This is a genomic window from Acidovorax sp., assembly GCF_046314175.1.
GTDB lineage: Bacteria > Pseudomonadota > Gammaproteobacteria > Burkholderiales > Burkholderiaceae_C > Acidovorax.
The window spans coordinates 1-16562 of the sequence record NZ_JBKBXG010000008.1 but is presented as its reverse complement, the minus strand read 5'-3'; the positions used below and the strand labels follow the sequence as shown (position 1 = coordinate 16562).

The following is a 16562-nucleotide window of genomic DNA, read 5'->3' as shown; positions in this document are numbered from 1 at the left end:
GCCCCGATGGCGCTAAAAACCCCACGCAGCGCACAGGTTCGCAGGCTCATTGGCTCAATCGTCAAAGCGGGCGTTACAGTCCGAAACTCATTAGTTCAACCTGATACTGGAGAGTTTTATGCTGTCACGCCGTCACTTCCTGGGTGCAAGTCTGGCCACTGCTGCCTATACCGCGGGATCGTTTGTGCCCGTGTGGGCCCAGAACGCTCCCAACTTCGGAACGCCCACTCTGCCCAGTCCCAGCTTCCGTAGAACGAAGGTGGGCGATGTGGAAGTGATAGCGCTGAACGACGGCATCACCCGCCGCCCGCTCGGGGAAGAATTTGTGAAGAATGCGCCGCTGACCGAAGTGCGTGCGCTGCTGGCGTCCCAGGGCTTGCCTACTGACTACATCGATGTGCCCTTCACACCGTTCTTGGTGGTAGCGGGTGCCCGCAAGATTCTCATCGACACAGGTTTGGGCGAATTTGGTGGCGCCACCACGGGCAAGTTGCTCGACAGCCTGCGCGCAGCGGGCCTGCAAGCTGCAGACATTGACACAGTGCTGATCAGCCACTACCACGGCGACCACATCAACGGCATTCGCAACAAGGCAGGCGAGCTTATGTTCCCCAAGGCCAAGGTGATGGTACCCGCCGCTGAGCACGCATTCTGGATGGACGACGCACGCATGGCAGCGGCTCCGGCAGGCATGAAAGGCGCGTTTGAGAACGTGCGGCGCACTTTTGCCACCATGCCTGCAGACACACTGGTGCAGTTTGCGGCAGACACCGAAATCGCACCCGGTATCAAGTCCGTGGCGGCTTACGGTCACACGCCGGGCCACACGCTGTTTGAACTGACCTCCTCCGGCCAGAAGTTCTTTTATGTGGCGGACCTGACCAATGTGCCCGCACTGTTTGCACGCAATCCCGACTGGGCGGTGACGTTTGACATGGATGCCGAGGCCGCTCGCAAAGTGCGGCGCGAGGTGTTCCAGCGCATTACCGCCAGTAACGCCATGCTCGGCGGCTTCCACTTCCCGTTCCCCGCCATGGGCCGTATGACCGCATCGGGTGCAGGCTATGCCTTCCAGCCAGCTGCCTGACCCTCTCATCGCACGCCGGGCGGTACTGGGCGCCGGGCTGGCTTTGGCCAGCCTGCGCAGCTGGGCAGCACAGGACACCGATGCCGAGGCCCTGTTGCGCAAGGGCGGAGTGGTGGCGGCCTTTCGCCACTCTCTGGCCCCGGGCACGTTTGACCCGCCCGGGTTCCGCCTGGGTGACTGCAGCACCCAGCGCAATCTGAGCGAAGAAGGGCGGACCCAGGCCCGCAGCATAGGCGTGTGGTTCCAGCAACGCCAACTCCAGCCAGGCAAGATCTTGTCGAGCCCCTGGTGTCGCTGCGTGGACAGCGCTACGCTCGCTTTCGGAGCGCCGCAGGTCTGGGCCGCGCTGGGGTCACCCCGAGGCAGCCCGGAGACCACCAGCGCCGGACACTTGCGCGAATTGCGTGCTGCGCTGGTCGGGGCATCAGCACAGACTGGCCGTTTTGAGGTGTGGTTCACCCACATGTTCGTGTTGGCTGACCTGGCAAATACCAATACCAGCTCAGGCGAGGCACTGATATTGCGGGCAGATCGCGGGGGTAAGGCAGAGGTGCTTGCGCGCTTGTCCGTCGCTGCTTGATAAGGCAGCACCGGCGGCCTCCTGGGGCCACATCGAACCAGTGTTTGGTCTGGGTAAGCGGACGGGCATGCTGGCGGGCCCTTTGCCTACACCGGACGCCGAACGATCGACTATCCTGAAGTCACGCTGCTGTGCCGGATGCCCCGGCATGCAGTGCCCGAAGGATATGCCCATGGCAAACACCCAAAGCCCTCCCCTGCAGTCAAACACCCGCAATACTGCCACCTGGCCCAGCACTTACTCTGCTCAAGAAGCGACGGCAGCCCAACCCAGCCACGACCGCGTGCGCATGGAACTGCAGATTGACCTGAGCTACGAAGTGGACCAATACGGCGCCGACTTCGTCTTCAACATCCACGCCGCGCAGACACCTAACCAGTCCGTCAGCGCAGAACGCCTGGTCATCAACCAGCCCATCGCGCACCACGTGCATACCGACCCTGCCACAGGCAATCGCTATTTGCGCTTGCACGGCGAGCCCGGCACTCTGGAACTGTCGTATTCAGCCACCGTCGATATCAACCACTACCGCGTCGACCCCACGCAACTGGCGGAAGTGCCGGTGCGGCGGCTGCCGCAAGAGGTCATGGGTTATATCTACCCCAGCCGGTACTGCCAGTCCGACCGGCTGCTGCGGCTTGCGACGAATGAGTTCGGGTCTTTGTGGCAGGGTCACAGCCGAGTACAAGCCATCTGCGACTGGGTACAAAGGCACGTGGCTTTCACATCCAATACGTCCAACTCCAACACGTCGGCCGTTGACACTTTGGTGGAGCAGGTGGGTGTCTGCCGCGACTTCGCCCACCTCATGATCGCGCTGTGCCGAGCCATCAACATTCCGGCCCGCTTCACCACCGGGACCGACTATGGGGCTGACCCCGCACTCGGCGCGCCCGACTTTCACGCTTATGTCGAGGTGTACCTAGGGGACCGCTGGTACATCTTTGATCCATCAGGTACGGCGATCCCCATGGGTCTGCTGCGTTTTGGCGTAGGACGCGATGCGGCCGATGTGGCGTTTGCCACGATCTTTGGCGGTGTCTGGGCCAAGCCCCCCGTCATCCGGACGACCGCCATTGAAGACGCGGCACGGGGTTTCGAGTTGCCACGCCACTGCGCACAGGCGCTTTCAACTGACCATGGCGCTGGCGTAGCCGCAGGGTTTGTGGCGTCGTAACGGACTCGCGAAACACTCGCCAAATACCTGCAAAAGCCCGGCAACCGGGCTGTAGCCTAAAATCCCTCCTTTTCCACCAACTCAGAGACCTATCATGGGCAACAAGATCGTCACCGAAGCAGACCGCAAGCACACACCCCAACCTAAGCCCCTGCCCGGCTTCAGCCTGCGCACTGCCGGCCGTGGCCAGCGCGTGAGCCTGGAGCGCGGTGTTGCAACCCGCAGCAAGAAGAACCCTGGCAAGCGCTCCAAAAAGGGCGGTTGAATCGCCAAGGGGCACGAGCTGCCCCGCCCTCTTAAAACATTGCCCTCTCGTGAGGGCTTTGTTGTTTATGGGTACTCCCGGGAGGCTTGTCAGACTTTTCCAATCTACTCCAGCGGGGCGGGCATGGTCTCCGACTGCCCGCGTGCGGGCAACACGATATAAAACGCAGCGCCACTGCCAGGTATATTGAGCGCATAGATCTGACCACCCATGGCCTCCACGATCTTGCGGCAGATCGCCAGGCCCAGCCCGGTCCCTCCAGACCCATCCTTGGTTTTGCTGGACTGCACAAAGGCTTCAAAAATGCGATCCAGTTCTGCGTCCGGGATACCCGGGCCCTCGTCCCTGATGACCAGGTTCGCCTGGCCTTTCGAATCGATGTAGCCCTCCAAGGTGATGGTGCTGCCGGGCGGCGAAAACTTGATGGCATTGGCAACCACATTGCGAATGACCTGCTGAAACCGCACAGGGTCCGCCTTCGCAATCAGCGGCAGGCCAGACAGGCGCACATCCATCATCAAATGACTGCGCGCAAGCAATGGCTCCAGTTCCTGGATCACTGGACGTACGATGCCGCGCAGGTCGATGCGCTCCATGTGGAATGTGCCCACCGTGCTTTCGAGCTTGGACACATCGAGCAAATCGTTCACCAATGTCAGCATGCGCTGGCCTGCAGAGTGGATGTCTTCAAACATGCCCGCCAGCTTGGGGGTGGCCTTGCCTCGCATCATGCCCAGTTCGGCGAATCCAAGGATCGACTGCAAGGGCGTGCGCAATTCATGACTCATGTTTGCCACAAATTCCGATTTGGAGCGTGACGCCTCCTCGGCAGCACTACGCGCTTCCTGCGTGGCGCGCTCAGCCTCACGGAACTCGCTGACGTCCATCAGAATGCTGAGTACCCCGGTGACCCGCCCGTGTTCGTCCGCAATCGCCGCTTTGGCAATTCGGGTGTCCCGACGAGACCCATCCGCATGCAAGACCTTGGTTTCGACATGAGTGCGCCCTCCAAAACGCAGCAGTTGCACATTGGCCGCGTCATGGACCTTGGCCTCATCCGCTGGCAGCAAACTGCACAGTTCTCGCCCCATCACGGAGTCTCGGGTACACCCCTTGTACTCCTCCCATGCGCGATTCACACGCACAAGGCAACCCCGCTCGTCGATTACCGACACGGGCAGCGGGTTGGTCTCGAGGAGCAGGTCCTGGAACGCCAACTGCGCCTGCACTTGCTGCTGTGCCTCCCAGCGGTCGGTCACGTCCACCGCGCTCCCGGCGAAACCGACTACGCGCCCGTCCAGACGCAGAGGTACCACGGCCATCTGGAACAGCAATTCGCGCCCATCGGCCCCTCGGACCACTACTTCGCACATGCGCACGCCTTCATCGGCTCCGGGGTCCAGGGCTTTGAACACATGCTGCCGGCTCTGGGGTTCCACCCGGTCTTGCAGCCGCTGCCCCACAGCACCGCTCACATCACGCCCCGAAAATGCAGTCCAGTGAGCGTTCACATACGTGATCACGCCGCGCACATCGGTGCGAAAGATCAGCTCCTGCACGCTGCGCATCAGTACCGTGAGTTCACGTTCGTTCTGCGCGATGCGGGTCTGCGCTACCAGCACCGCCTGCTGCGCCGATTCGCGGGTGCGCACACCGCGCCACACAGCAAAGGTCAAACCCAGGACCACCAGTGTCAAGGTCGTGCCAATGCCCAGCAGTGCGCGCGCATCGGTGAACCACTGCCAGACGGCCGTGCTGTACGACTCCTCAACAATCACAACCAGAGGCTTGGTGCCCGACGCCCTGAAACTCAGTATCTGTTGCGTACCCAGAACCCCCTGCCCCAGGTAGGTGGCATGCTCCTGCTTCGGCAGGTACTGGCTGAATACGGGTATGTGCCGAACACTGGCACCCGCAAGAGAAGCCGCAGCGCCCGAACTCGCCAAAATCTGGCCGTCGTAGGACGTAACCACCGACTCAAACGGATCAGACTCCAGCGCAAGGTTCTGGAAGTTGGACAAGGCATCAGGGTTGATCAAGGCGACAAGGGTCAGCACATGTCCGGTTTCGTTCGAGTACCCGTACAACAGTGGAATGTAACCAACGCCTTTGGGCGCTTGTGCGGGTGTTCCGCGCAGCCGGATACTTTGCAAACTGCGCCCCGCTAGCAACCCCCCCAGCGCACTCTGGCCAGGGATGACCCGGGGGCCTAGCAAAGGCAGATCCACAAAAATCTCTGCATCTCCCTCCAGGGTACTGGCCACTACGCGACCGCCGGTGTCCACCACCGCCAGGCCGCGCAGAAAAGACAGCCCCACCAATGCCTGATTGAGTGCATCAGCCATGCCGCGCGGGTCTGAAGACGCAGCATTCAGAGCCGGGGAACTCGACAGCGCCTCCAAAGCCAGTTCTGCGGTATCCACCGTGCGCGTGGCCTGATCTTCAAGCACACGGGCCAACATTGCCGCATGCGTCTGACTGTTGGCACGCGTGGCGCGAAAGTCATTCACCGCCAGCGCAACCACGGCAGCCAGCGTCAGCAGCGTTGCCAGCCCCCCACCAATCAGCACCAGATGACTGGTGTGAGACAACCAGGAGCGAAGTCCGCCCAGCAGGGGTTGGCGAAAAACCGCCATGTCAGCGCACCACGATCGTGCCCAGGCCGTGGTGGCTGGCTGCGTTTTTCAACCGACCATCCCGCTTGATGCGAGTCACAAACGCATCCACGGCGGCCAACCAGCTCTCATCGCCGGGCTTTACCGCATAGCCATAGGGCAGCACAAAAAAGGGCTGCGGCGGCTCAATCAGCCGAGCCCAGTCGGCGTTGTCCAGCAGCCGGCGACTGTAGGGGTAGTCCGTCATGAACACATCCACGCGGCCAGCCACCAACTCACGCTCGCGGGTGGCTGGCAGCTTCACCGTAACCATCGTTGCCTTCTTGAGGCTCTGCGCCATCACAGGCTCCATGAAGGTGCCTGCCTGCACCCCCACCATCACTCCCGGCTTGTCGATGTCAGACCACTGTTTGACCACTGCATTACTCTTGGTAGTAATGCCATAGATGTCGCTGCGCAGGTAAGGCTGGGTGAACGCCAGTTTCTCAGCGCGCTGGGGCAGGATGCCAATGGCAAACATTGCGACATCACACCGGTCTTGCGTCAGGTCATCGACCAGCGTAGGAAAAGATGACTCCACATACTCCACCTTGGCCTTGAGATCTTTGCCCAGCTCGGCGGCCAGTTCAATGTCGATGCCACCCAGCTCCTGCGTACGGGGGTGGCGATAGGTCACGCCGTAGTAGCCGGGCCAGATGCACACCTTCACCAAGCCCTGTCTCTGCACCCGCTGCAAAACTGGCCCCGCAGAGGATGGGGTTGCAAAAAGCGCCAGACACGCGCCTAGGGCGGCCACAAACTGGCGCCAGATGCTGATTTTGATTTTCATGTTTTGGCTCCAGTATCCAGGCTTCAGCCATTTTTCACTACGAATTGATCAATGCATCAAAAGATCGGCACTCCCGCGTGATCTTGCATCGCAATTCGTTCAATTCATCGGCATGCGCAAGAAGTGCATCCACCACCACGGGGTCAAAGGCGGCGCCTCGCTCTGCTGCCAGCATCTCCAGGGCGCGCTCTGCGGTAAACGCCGGGCGATACACACGGTCCATGGTTAACGCGTCAAAAAAATCCACCACAGCGGTGATGCGCCCGGACAGTGGTATTGCATCCCCAGACAGCCCGGCCGGGTAGCCCAGGCCGTCATAGCGCTCGTGGTGCGTCAACGCCACATCGGCCGCCATGCGGAACACGGGGATGTTCGAGCGCCCCAGAATCTCTGCGCCCATGGCAGCGTGCCTGTTCATCACCGCCCGCTCGTCTGGCGTCAGAGGGCCCGGCTTTTTAAGCACGCTGTCGGGGGTTCCTATCTTGCCGATATCGTGCATGGGCGCGGCCTTGCGCAGCATGCGCGCATAGGCAGGGGTTTGCCCCACTAAAAGCGCCAAGGCCTCCGCCAGGTAGCCGATGCGCACGATGTGCCCCCCCGTGTCGTCGTCTTTCAGGTCCGCTGCTGCAGACAGCTGCAGCAGCGCCGCATGATGCGCCCGTGTCACCTCGCGCAGCGCTTCGTTGCGTTCTCGGTACATGCGCCCAAAGTCCAGCACAAACCGCTCCATTTGCGCCGCCGCCGCTTCTTCAAAGCGTCGAGGACATCCCTGGGCCAGTAAAGAGCCGTCCATATCCTGCGCGCATTCGGCAGTCACAGAGCCGCCTCCATCCGGTAGATGGTTTCAAGCACCTGGAGCGTGCTGAACGGTTTCATCAAATAGTCGTCCGCGCCGGCAGCAGCGCCCGCCTCCCGGTCAGCCGCCTGCACTCGCGCCGTCAGCATGATGACCTTGGCGTGCCGGGTCGCGGGGTCGGCTTTGAGGCGACGGCACACGTCCAGCCCGCTGAGCGTGCCCGGCATCATCACATCCAGCAACACGATGTCGGGCCGCAGCTCTTGCGCCATGACCCAGCCCGCATCGCCATCGGCAGCCTCATGAATTTCGAAATCGTCAAATTCGAGTGTCATCTTGAGCAGCTTGCGAATATCCATGTGGTCTTCGACGATAAGGATTCTCTTCACAGCAGGGTACTTTCGGATAGATGACATGGCATGGGTCCTTAGGGGGGCAATTTGGATGTTTTTACGATTAAAACAATCATATCAATCATATTTATCAAATACAAGTGTTTTGAACAGAAAATTTGCGCCAAAATGCATGAGCTATGCAACCTGACCCCTACACCCCCTCACCCGCGCTGCCAGATCACTACACCACGCTCGAGGTGGCCAAGATGCTAGGCATGGCCGTACGGTCTGTTCAGCTCATGGTGGACCGCAATGAGCTGGAGGCATGGAAAACGCCCGGGGGACACCGAAGGATCTCGCGCACCTCTGTCGAACAGTGGATCAGCGCCCGCGGGCACACCGCAGCGGACATGGCAGGTTCTGCCACCGCAGAAGGCGCAGCCGCTGCAGGTACGGTCAAAGCCAATAAAACGGTCGCTAAAACGGCGCCTGGCGTGCAGCAAGTTCTGCTGATCGAAGACTCCATTCACTTTCAGAATCTGGTGGGTCTGATCGTTCAGCAGCACTTTCCCGGCGTTGTGCTGCATGTGGCCAACGACGGAATTTCCGGGCTGGCGATGTACGGCCAGACGCAGCCCGACGTGCTGATCGTGGACATCCTGCTGCCGGGCATTGATGGCGCCACGCTCATTACTGCCTTGCGCTCGCAGCCGCAGTTTGCTCGCAGCCACCTCATCGTCGTTACATCCCTGGACGCCGAACAACGCGAGCCCTACGCGTTTGCATTGCAAGGCGTCAAAGTAATCCACAAGCCCCGCCTGGTGGCCGAACTACCCGCTGCGCTGGCGGCATGCCTTCCGACGGTCAAGGCATCGGCATGACGCTGCCCCGGGTGCTGCTGGTCGAAGACGACAGTTCCATCGCGCGCTTTGTGCAAATGGCGCTCGATGAATTGCCGATTGAACTGGTGACCTGCAGCAACGTACCCGACGCCATGGATGCGCTCCACCGGGGCGGCATGCAGCTGATCATCACGGACCTCATGCTGCCGGGCGAGTCGGGCATGGGTCTGCTGCAAAGGCTGCTCAGCGATCCAGCCATCGGGTACAGAGTGCCCGTGGCCGTTTTCAGCGCCGGGCTCACACCGGCGGTGCGTGAGCAGCTTCAGGCCATGAAGGTGTGGCGCATGCTGTCCAAACCGGCATCGGTGCTTGAACTGGAGGCCTGTGTGCGAGACGCACTCAGTCTGAACGAGGACCCAGCATGGAGCACGCCCACGCCCCCATCCACAGACACGCACACCACAGCGTACGCAGATGCTGCAGCTGCGCCTGATGAGGCAGAAGCCATAGCCACCCACTTTGCAGGCGATGCGTTTCTGTTCAAGGCGTACCGGGCCAGTTGTGTGGGCCAGTTTCCGGCGGATGTGAAACAGGGAGACGCGGCCTGTGCAGCCCAAGACTGGCAAGCGCTGCGGCGCCTGACACACAGCCTGGCGACCGTGCTGCTGACGCTGGGCTACCCCACCGAAAGCGCGCGCGCACGGCAGATTGAAGATGCCGCCGCCCAATCGGCCGCCGGGCGGTGCGTTGAGCAGTGGCTCGTGCTGCGGGCATTCTTGCTGCAACTTTGACACGGGGGGCGTATCGGGCTGGCAACATCCCGTACCACGAACTTTTTTATCCAAGCCGCAGCCAGCGCTACAGGCAGGTGACAAGCCCTTTGCGCCAACGGGTCCCAAGAGCCTGTTCAAAGTCTTTTTGGAGTCTCCAAAAAGACTTTGAACAGGCTCTAAGATAGTGCGAATGATTACCGTCCACCACCTCGAAACCTCGCGCTCGCAGCGCATTCTTTGGCTCCTGGAAGAACTGGGAGTGCCCTACGAACTCAAGGTCTACCAGCGCGACAAAGCCACCAAGCTGGCCCCGCCCGCGCTCAAGAAGATTCATCCGCTCGGCAAGTCTCCCGTCATCACCGACGGCGACGAGGTCATTGCTGAATCGGGCGCGATCATCGAATACCTGGTGGAAACCTACGGCGCGCAGGCGGGCGGTGATCTGGCCCACCTGCAGCCGGCGCCGCGCACGCCAGAGTATCGCCAGTGCCGCTTCTGGATGCACTACGCCGAAGGCTCGCTCATGAACTGGCTGGTGATGAAGCTGGTGTTCATGACTATTCCCACCCAGCCCATGCCCTTCTTTGTCAAGCCGATTGCCAAGGCGCTGTGCGGCAAGGTGCAGGAGAAGGTGATTGACCCCAACGTGAACACCGCGCTCGACTTCATGGAAGCACACCTGGGCACGCACCGCTGGTTTGCGGGCGAGCACCTCACCATGGCCGATTTTCAGATGAGCTTTGCGGTGGAGGCTGCCCTCTCACGCGCCAGCAAGGCCGGTGCGTGCCCCAACCTTCTGGCCTACAAGCAGCGCATGGAGGCCCGCCCCGCGTACCAGCGCGGCATTGCCAAGGGTGGCCCGGTGGTGATGTCCGCCTGAACATAGTCGGGATCACAGAGATGCCTGACCGCGTCGCTACCTACTCGGTGCTTTTTGTGTGCATGGGCAACATCTGCCGCAGCCCCACGGCCCACGGGGTTTTCCGGCACAAGGTGGTTCACAGCGGTTTGGCCAGCCAGGTGCGTGTGGACTCGGCCGGAACCCATAACTACCACCCTGGCAAGGCGCCGGACGAACGCACCCAGCGCCACGCAGCGCAGCGGGGCTACGACCTGTCGGATCTGCGCGCTCGGCAGATGCTGGCCAACGACTTTGAACGCCACGATCTGGTTCTGGCGATGGACTGGGACAACCTGGCCCTTGCGCAAGACCTTTGTCCACCCGACCACGCCCGCAAGTTGCGCCGCATGACAGAGTTCTGCCAACAATTCGACAGCCCCGTGGTGCCCGATCCGTACTACGGCGGGGCCGCTGGTTTTGAACAGGTGCTGGACCTGGTGGAAGACGCCTGTGATGGCCTACTGCAACATGTGCGGCAGCAGTTGCAGCTGCGGTCCAAGCCGCTTTAGCACTAGGCGGCGCGCACCCCACACACCAGCACACCGGGGTCGTTGTGCGCCAGCTCCCGGTCGTTCTTGGCTTGGGCCACTTCCATGTCGCGCGGCAGGGTCACGCCGTTTTTGACGGCCAAAATTTCGGCCATCACGCTCACCGCTATCTCGGGAGGCGTCTTGCTGCCGATGTAGATGCCAATCGGCCCACGCAGGCGCGCCAGGCTCTCCTCGGTCTGGTCGAAGTGTTCGATCATGCGGGCACGGCGCGCCTCGTTGTTGCGGCGCGAGCCTATGCCACCCACATAAAACGCATCAGTATTCAGCGCCTCCAGCAGCGCCAGATCATCGAGCTTGGGGTCGTGCGTGAGGGCCACCACGCAACTGCGCCGGTCGGGCTTGAAGGCCAGCACCACGTCATCGGGCATATCGCTCACCACGGTGGCGGCGGGCACGTTCCAGCTGCCCCGGTATTCCTCGCGCGGGTCGCACACCGTTACCGCAAAACCGTTGAACAGCGCCATGGTGGCCAGGTACTCCGCCAGCTGGCCGGCGCCAATCAGCAGCATGCGGTACTCAGGGCCAAAGGTGTTGGTGAGTTGCACGGCGTCCACCACCAGATCGGCGGGCGCTGCCGCAGGTTTTAACGCGGCCGCACCGTCTGCCAGGCGCACAGTGCGCTGCATCAGGCGCCCGGCCTCCAATGCAGTGATCAGTGTCGCCAGGCTTTCGGGGTCCGGGTCGTACTCCAGCAGCAGCTCCAGCGTGCCGCCGCAAGGCAGCCCAAAGCGGTGCGCCTCATCCGCGGTGACGCCATATTTCACAAACGTCGGCGGACCATTCGGAATGCGGTGATCTTTGCCCGCATTCGCCGTGGGCGCGCCCTGCGCGTAGGCACGGGTATGGCGGTCAATCAAGTCGTCCTCAATGCAGCCACCCGACACCGACCCCACCACAGACCCGTCTTCACACAGCGCCATGATGGAGCCCACCGGCCGGGGCGAAGAGCCCCACGTGTGTACCACCGTCGCCAGCAGCGCCCGCCGCCCGGCGGCCCGCCAGCCCTGCAGCGTACGCAACACCATCACATCCAAGTTTTCCATCGTTTCATCACCAATTCATCTACTCAGCGTCCAAACAACCCATGAAACTGGCGCAGCGCCACACCAGCGCCACCGTGGATCCGGCTCCGCCGGTCCACCGGAGGCGTCCCCCTCAGGGGGATGACGCGTAGCGGCTCAGGGGGAGTCAATTGACCACCCACGCTAACAGCACCAGCCCCGCTGCGCCGACCACCCACACCCACACCGGTATGCCGCTGGGGGGATTGTTCTCGCCTGCGGATGCAGCCAGCGCAGCCAATGCGCCGGGCTGCGTGGGCTCCTCTGATGGAACCGTATCAATCCCATCGGTCGTCTCTGCGACATCGGCGCGCGGATGGCGGCGCTGCATCTCGTTGTCAAAGCGCTTGAAAAAATCCTCCGCCATGCTCTTGGCCGCGCCGTCGATGAGCCGCTGTCCCAGCTGAGCGATCTTGCCGCCCACCGTGGCATGCACGGTGTAGTGCAGCTCGCAGCTTTCCTGCCCAGCAGCATCGACAGGCAACGGCACCAGTTTGACTTGCGCGTTGCCCTTGCCAAAACCAGCGACTCCGCCTGAGCCATCAAAAGCAATGGTGTAGCTTTCGGGCGGCACGATCTCTGACAGCGTGATCTTGCCCGCGAACTTGGCCGAAACGGGACCAATCTTGAGCGCCATGGCAACGGCATATTGGTTCTCGCCGGTCGCCTCGACCTTGTCGCAGCCGGGGATACACAGCTTGAGCACCTCAGGGTCGTTGAGCGCTTCCCAAGCCTGCTGCTGGCTCACGGCAAGGGTGCGGCTGGCTTGCATTTCCATGGTGGGTTCCTTGTGTTGTCTGGTTGTTTCTGAAATCGGTCACTGCCGCAGCACGGCCGCCAGGCTGGCCGCCAGATCCTGCAGGCGGCTCAGGTTGTGCACGGCCACCATGCCGTGGGCTTGGCGGTGCAACTCGGCAGCGCCGCGTGCCGTGGGTGCATAGCCTTCAAAACGCAGCAGCGGGTTGAGCCACAGCAGCCGACCACAGTGGCGCCGCAGCCAGCCCAGTTCTTGCGCCAGCACCTCGGGCGTGCCTGTATCCAGCCCGTCGCTGATCAGCAGCACCAGGGTGCGCCGCCCCACCAACCGCCGGGCATGCTGCAAACGTAACTGGGCCAGGCTGTCGCCCATGCGGGTGCCACCGGCAAAGTCGGCAATCGCATGACTTGCCGTCTGTAGCATGGCGTCGGTGTCCGCCAGCCGAAAAGCCGGCGTCAGGTCGGTCAGCCCGGTGCCAAACGCAAACACGTCGCGGCGCACGGCATCGCCGGTGTGGCGCGGTGCCGTGGCAGCATGCAAAAACGCCAGCAGCAGCCGCGCGTAGCGCTCCATGGAGCCGGACACATCCACCAGCACCAGCAGCGGCAGCGGTTGCTGGCGCCGCTGCAGCAGCGGGATGTGCAACACCTCGCCCCCGTTGCGCGCCGCGTGGTGCATGGCGCCCGGCCAGTGCGGGCGGCTGCCGCGCACACCGGGGCGGGTACGGCGGGCCGCGTAGCGCGGCAAGGGCAAGGGCACCTCACGCGCCAGGCGCTCCACCAGCAGGTATTCGCTGGCCGATAGCTGATTGAAGTCGGCATGGCGCAGGCGCTGCAGGTCGCTGGCCGTCATGGCGGCGTCGAAATCGATCTTCTCGTCCTCGCGCGGCGGGGGCGCGTTGCGCGCGGCCCGCACGGGGGCCAGCGCCTCGCTCACGCGCGGGCGGCGCTTGGCAGGCTCAGCCTTGGACTCGGCGCTGGGCAGCATCTGCGCCAGCAGCTTTTGCGCCACGTTGGGGTTGCGAAAGTACGCGTCGAACAACTCGCGGAAGATCAAACGGTCCTGCTCGCGACTGACCAGAACGGCCTCCAGTGCGGCGCTGAAATCCTCACGCCGCAGGCCCACCAGCATCACCGCCTGCTGGGCCAGCGCCATGCGGGCGGCGTCCACACGCACACCAGCGCGGCGCAAGGTGCGGCCAAAACCGCTCAGGTTGTCGGCGAGCTTGCCCGTGCGGGCATCGCCGAATTGAGAGATCGTCCTGCCCTCAGCCATGGCGCGAGCCTTCACGCAGTCGTGTCGGCAGGCTGCAGCAACTGCACCGCCATGTCGCGCGTGAGCGCCGCCACATCCTCGCGCTGCTTGAACAAAATGCCTGCTGTGTCGGACACCACCTCGGGGTCCACCACGATGGTGTCGAGCGCGACCAGCGCCTTGGCCCACTCCACACTTTCGGCAATGCCGGGCGCGCGCTGGAAGGCGTTGGCAAACGGCTGGCTGCGCAGGCGGCCCACAAAATCCGCCACCTGGGTGGCCAAAGCCGCACTGGCATCCGGCACCTGCGCGCGCACGATGGCCAGCTCGCGCTCGCGCTCGGGGTAGTCCAGCCAGTGGTACAGGCAGCGGCGCTTGACGGCGTCGTGCAGATCCCGCGTGCGGTTGCTAGTGAGAATGGTGACCGGCGTGGCCGTAGCGCGCACAGTGCCGATCTCGGGAATGCTCACCTGGTACTCGCCCAGGTATTCGAGCAAAAACGCCTCAAAGGGCTCGTCGGCTCGGTCCACCTCGTCAATCAACAGCACCGCGCCGGGCGCTGGGGCCTGCAGCGCCTGCAGCAAGGGGCGGCGGATGAGAAAACGGTCTTGGTACACCTCGCGCTCCACCTGCGCCATGTCGGCACTGCCTTTGCCTTCCGCCGCACGCATGTGCAGCAGCTGCGCGGCGTAGTTCCACTCGTACAGCGCCTCACGCTGCTCCAGCCCGTCGTAGCACTGCAGGCGGATCAGGCTGCGTTCCAGCACCTTGGAGAGCGCGTGGGCCAGCGCCGTCTTGCCCACACCGGGCTCTCCCTCCAACAGCAGCGGGCGCTGCAGTTTGAGCGCCAAGAACACGGCCGTGGCCAGGCGCCGGTCGGCAAAGTAGCCCACGCCCTGCAAGGCCAACACCAGGGCGTCGATAGAGGACAACGTGGGTGCGGCCATGGGCGCAGGAGGGGAAATGTTCATTGCTACTATTTTTATAGCTACTAGCGCTTTATGGACAAGCGCTAGATGCCAATTTCATTCAAAAACCCGCTGCGAGACCCGGTGCAGTGGCAGCGGGTGCTCCCCCCATCAGCCCAACATCTGCGCCACTGCCCGCTGGGTCTGCACGCTGATCAGGTTGGCGCGATAGGCCGCGTTCGCGTGGATGTCGGCGTTCAGATCGCTCGCATCGATCTTCACAGCCGCAGCCGACTGCGCTGTAAAACTCTGGTTCAGCGCTGCCTCCAACCCCGCGTGGCGGAACACACTGCTGGCCGCGCCGGTGATGGCCACGCGCACGCCGGCATCGGTCTGCGCTACAAACACGCCGACCAGCGAGAAGCGCGATGCCGCCTGCTTGAACTTGAGGTAGGCCGCACGCTTGGGGATGGGGAAACGGATCGCGGTGAGGATCTCGCCCCCTTCCAGCGCCGTGGTGTACATGCCCACGAAGAAGTCATCGGCTGCGATCTCACGCTGGTTGGTGATGACCGTGGCGCCCAGGCCCAGCACGGCGCTGGGGTAGCACGCCGCTGGGTCGTTGTTGGCCACCGAACCACCCAGCGTGCCGCGTGCGCGCACCTGCCGGTCGCCGATGTGCGCCGCCAGGTCGGCCAGCGCGGGGATGGCGGCCTTGACATCGGCGCTGTTGGCCACGTCCATGTGGCGCGTCATGGCGCCGATGACCAGCGCGTTGGCCTCGCGGCGGATGCCCGCCAGCTCGGGGATGCTGTTGAGGTCAACGATCTTCTCTGGATTGGCCAGGCGCAGCCGCATCGACGGCAGCAGGCTTTGGCCACCGGCCAGCAGCTTGCCGCCCTGGGCGATGAGCTGTGCAGCGGCTGCGGTGGAGGAGGGATTTTCAAAGGTGAATGCGTACATGCTGGTTCTCCTCAGGCTTTGGCGTTCTGAATCGCTTCCCACACACGGTGTGGCGATGCGGGCATGTCGAATTCTTTGACCCCCAGCGGGTGCAGCGCATCCAGCACCGCATTGATCACTGCGGGAGGCGAACCGATAGCCCCTGCCTCGCCGCAGCCCTTGGTGCCCAGCGGGTTGTGCGTGCAGGGTGTGCACACATGGCCCAGCTTGAACTCGGGGAAGTCGTCGGCGCGTGGCATGGCGTAGTCCATGAAGCTGCCGGTGAGCGGCTGGCCGGTTTCGCGGTCGTACACGCAGTTTTCCATCAGCGCCTGGCCAATGCCCTGCACCAGGCCGCCATGCACCTGGCCCTCCACGATCATGGGGTTGATGATGGTGCCGAAGTCGTCCACGGCGGTGAACTTGTCCACACGGGTGCTGCCTGTGGCGGGGTCAATCTCCACCTCGCAGATGTAGGTACCTGCGGGGAAGGTGAAGTTGGTCGGGTCGTAGAACGCGGTTTCGTTCAGGCCCGGCTCCAGCACATCCAGCGGGTAGTTGTGTGGCACATAAGCAGCCAGAGACACCGAGCCGAAAGGAATTTTCTTGTCGGTGCCCCTCACGCTGAACTCGCCGTTGGCAAAGTCGATATCGGCGTCGCTCGCTTCCATCAAATGCGCCGCGATCTTCTTGGCCTTGGCTTCGATCTTGTCCAGCGCCTTCATGATGGCCGCGCCGCCCACGCTGATGGAGCGCGAACCATACGTGCCCATGCCAAACGGCACGCGGCCCGTGTCGCCGTGCACGATGTCCACGTTCTCCACCGGGATGCCCAGGCGCGCGGCCACCACCTGCGCAAAGGTGGTCTCGTGCCCCTGGCCGTGGCTGT

Annotated in this window: 18 protein-coding genes; 8 read left to right on the top strand and 10 right to left on the bottom strand. The window is 63.0% G+C overall.

Annotation, left to right across the window (positions count from 1 at the left end; genetic code table 11):
• Window positions 1–118: 118 nt before the first annotated feature.
• The 4 genes from ACK4OE_RS03590 to ACK4OE_RS03575 all read left to right on the top strand — a co-directional run bounded on the left by ACK4OE_RS03590 (window position 119) and on the right by ACK4OE_RS03575 (window position 3109).
• Complete coding sequence (locus tag ACK4OE_RS03590) at window positions 119–1087, top strand: MBL fold metallo-hydrolase (RefSeq protein WP_409883083.1); 969 nt, start codon at window positions 119–121, stop codon at window positions 1085–1087.
• Window positions 1065–1667 (top strand): histidine phosphatase family protein, encoded by a 603-nt coding sequence (locus ACK4OE_RS03585; RefSeq protein WP_409883081.1) that lies wholly within the window; start codon window positions 1065–1067, stop codon window positions 1665–1667. Before ACK4OE_RS03590 ends, ACK4OE_RS03585 begins: the two co-directional genes overlap by 23 nt.
• Before the next feature lie 289 nt (window positions 1668–1956).
• A complete protein-coding gene (locus ACK4OE_RS03580) occupies window positions 1957–2844 on the top strand; it encodes a transglutaminase-like domain-containing protein (RefSeq protein WP_409883176.1) in 888 nt (295 codons plus the stop codon).
• A gap of 94 nt (window positions 2845–2938) precedes the next feature.
• A complete protein-coding gene (locus ACK4OE_RS03575; protein ID WP_291324645.1) occupies window positions 2939–3109 on the top strand; it encodes a hypothetical protein in 171 nt (56 codons plus the stop codon).
• 104 nt (window positions 3110–3213) lie between these two features.
• On the opposite strand, the gene ACK4OE_RS03570 is transcribed toward ACK4OE_RS03575, so the two are convergent.
• Genes ACK4OE_RS03570 through ACK4OE_RS03555 form a run of 4 tightly spaced genes read right to left on the bottom strand, consistent with a single transcriptional unit; the run spans window position 3214 to window position 7738 of the window.
• Window positions 3214–5745: a PAS domain S-box protein gene (locus tag ACK4OE_RS03570; RefSeq protein WP_409883079.1), complete on the bottom strand. Its 2532-nt coding sequence runs from the start codon at window positions 5743–5745 to the stop codon at window positions 3214–3216.
• 1 nt (window position 5746) lies between these two features.
• On the bottom strand, window positions 5747–6553 hold the full coding sequence (locus ACK4OE_RS03565; protein ID WP_409883077.1) for an ABC transporter substrate-binding protein: 807 nt from the start codon (window positions 6551–6553) through the stop codon (window positions 5747–5749).
• Window positions 6554–6590: 37 nt separating this feature from the next.
• Window positions 6591–7346, bottom strand: coding sequence for an HD-GYP domain-containing protein (locus ACK4OE_RS03560; RefSeq protein ID WP_409883175.1), 756 nt, complete (start codon window positions 7344–7346; stop codon window positions 6591–6593).
• A 20-nt stretch (window positions 7347–7366) separates the two neighbouring features.
• Window positions 7367–7738 carry a response regulator transcription factor gene (locus ACK4OE_RS03555; protein ID WP_409883174.1) on the bottom strand — a complete coding sequence of 124 codons (372 nt, stop codon included), beginning with the start codon at window positions 7736–7738 and terminating at the stop codon, window positions 7367–7369.
• A gap of 143 nt (window positions 7739–7881) precedes the next feature.
• On the opposite strand from ACK4OE_RS03555, the gene ACK4OE_RS03550 reads away from it, so the two are divergent.
• The 4 genes from ACK4OE_RS03550 (at window position 7882) to ACK4OE_RS03535 (ending at window position 10709) form a co-directional block, all read left to right on the top strand.
• On the top strand, window positions 7882–8565 hold the full coding sequence (locus ACK4OE_RS03550) for a response regulator (RefSeq protein ID WP_409883075.1): 684 nt from the start codon (window positions 7882–7884) through the stop codon (window positions 8563–8565).
• Window positions 8535–9317 (top strand): response regulator, encoded by a 783-nt coding sequence (locus tag ACK4OE_RS03545; RefSeq protein WP_409883073.1) that lies wholly within the window; start codon window positions 8535–8537, stop codon window positions 9315–9317. The genes ACK4OE_RS03550 and ACK4OE_RS03545 overlap by 31 nt, the downstream gene beginning before the upstream one ends.
• Before the next feature lie 172 nt (window positions 9318–9489).
• On the top strand, window positions 9490–10179 hold the full coding sequence (locus tag ACK4OE_RS03540; RefSeq protein WP_409883071.1) for a glutathione S-transferase family protein: 690 nt from the start codon (window positions 9490–9492) through the stop codon (window positions 10177–10179).
• Window positions 10180–10199: 20 nt separating this feature from the next.
• A complete protein-coding gene (locus ACK4OE_RS03535; RefSeq protein WP_409883069.1) occupies window positions 10200–10709 on the top strand; it encodes a low molecular weight protein-tyrosine-phosphatase in 510 nt (169 codons plus the stop codon).
• 2 nt (window positions 10710–10711) lie between these two features.
• On the opposite strand, the gene ACK4OE_RS03530 is transcribed toward ACK4OE_RS03535, so the two are convergent.
• From ACK4OE_RS03530 to ACK4OE_RS03505, 6 genes are all read right to left on the bottom strand, one after another.
• Entirely contained in the window at window positions 10712–11794 is a 1083-nt protein-coding gene (locus ACK4OE_RS03530; RefSeq protein ID WP_409883067.1) for an XdhC family protein, read from the bottom strand.
• Window positions 11795–11939: 145 nt separating this feature from the next.
• Window positions 11940–12590 (bottom strand): CoxG family protein, encoded by a 651-nt coding sequence (locus ACK4OE_RS03525; RefSeq protein ID WP_409883065.1) that lies wholly within the window; start codon window positions 12588–12590, stop codon window positions 11940–11942.
• Between the two features lie 39 nt (window positions 12591–12629).
• On the bottom strand, window positions 12630–13844 hold the full coding sequence (locus ACK4OE_RS03520; protein WP_409883063.1) for a vWA domain-containing protein: 1215 nt from the start codon (window positions 13842–13844) through the stop codon (window positions 12630–12632).
• 11 nt (window positions 13845–13855) lie between these two features.
• Complete coding sequence (locus ACK4OE_RS03515; RefSeq protein WP_409883173.1) at window positions 13856–14770, bottom strand: AAA family ATPase; 915 nt, start codon at window positions 14768–14770, stop codon at window positions 13856–13858.
• A gap of 132 nt (window positions 14771–14902) precedes the next feature.
• A complete protein-coding gene (locus tag ACK4OE_RS03510) occupies window positions 14903–15694 on the bottom strand; it encodes an FAD binding domain-containing protein (protein ID WP_409883061.1) in 792 nt (263 codons plus the stop codon).
• Between the two features lie 11 nt (window positions 15695–15705).
• The coding region (locus tag ACK4OE_RS03505) for a xanthine dehydrogenase family protein molybdopterin-binding subunit (protein ID WP_409883059.1) at window positions 15706–16562 on the bottom strand (857 nt) is incomplete at its 5' end.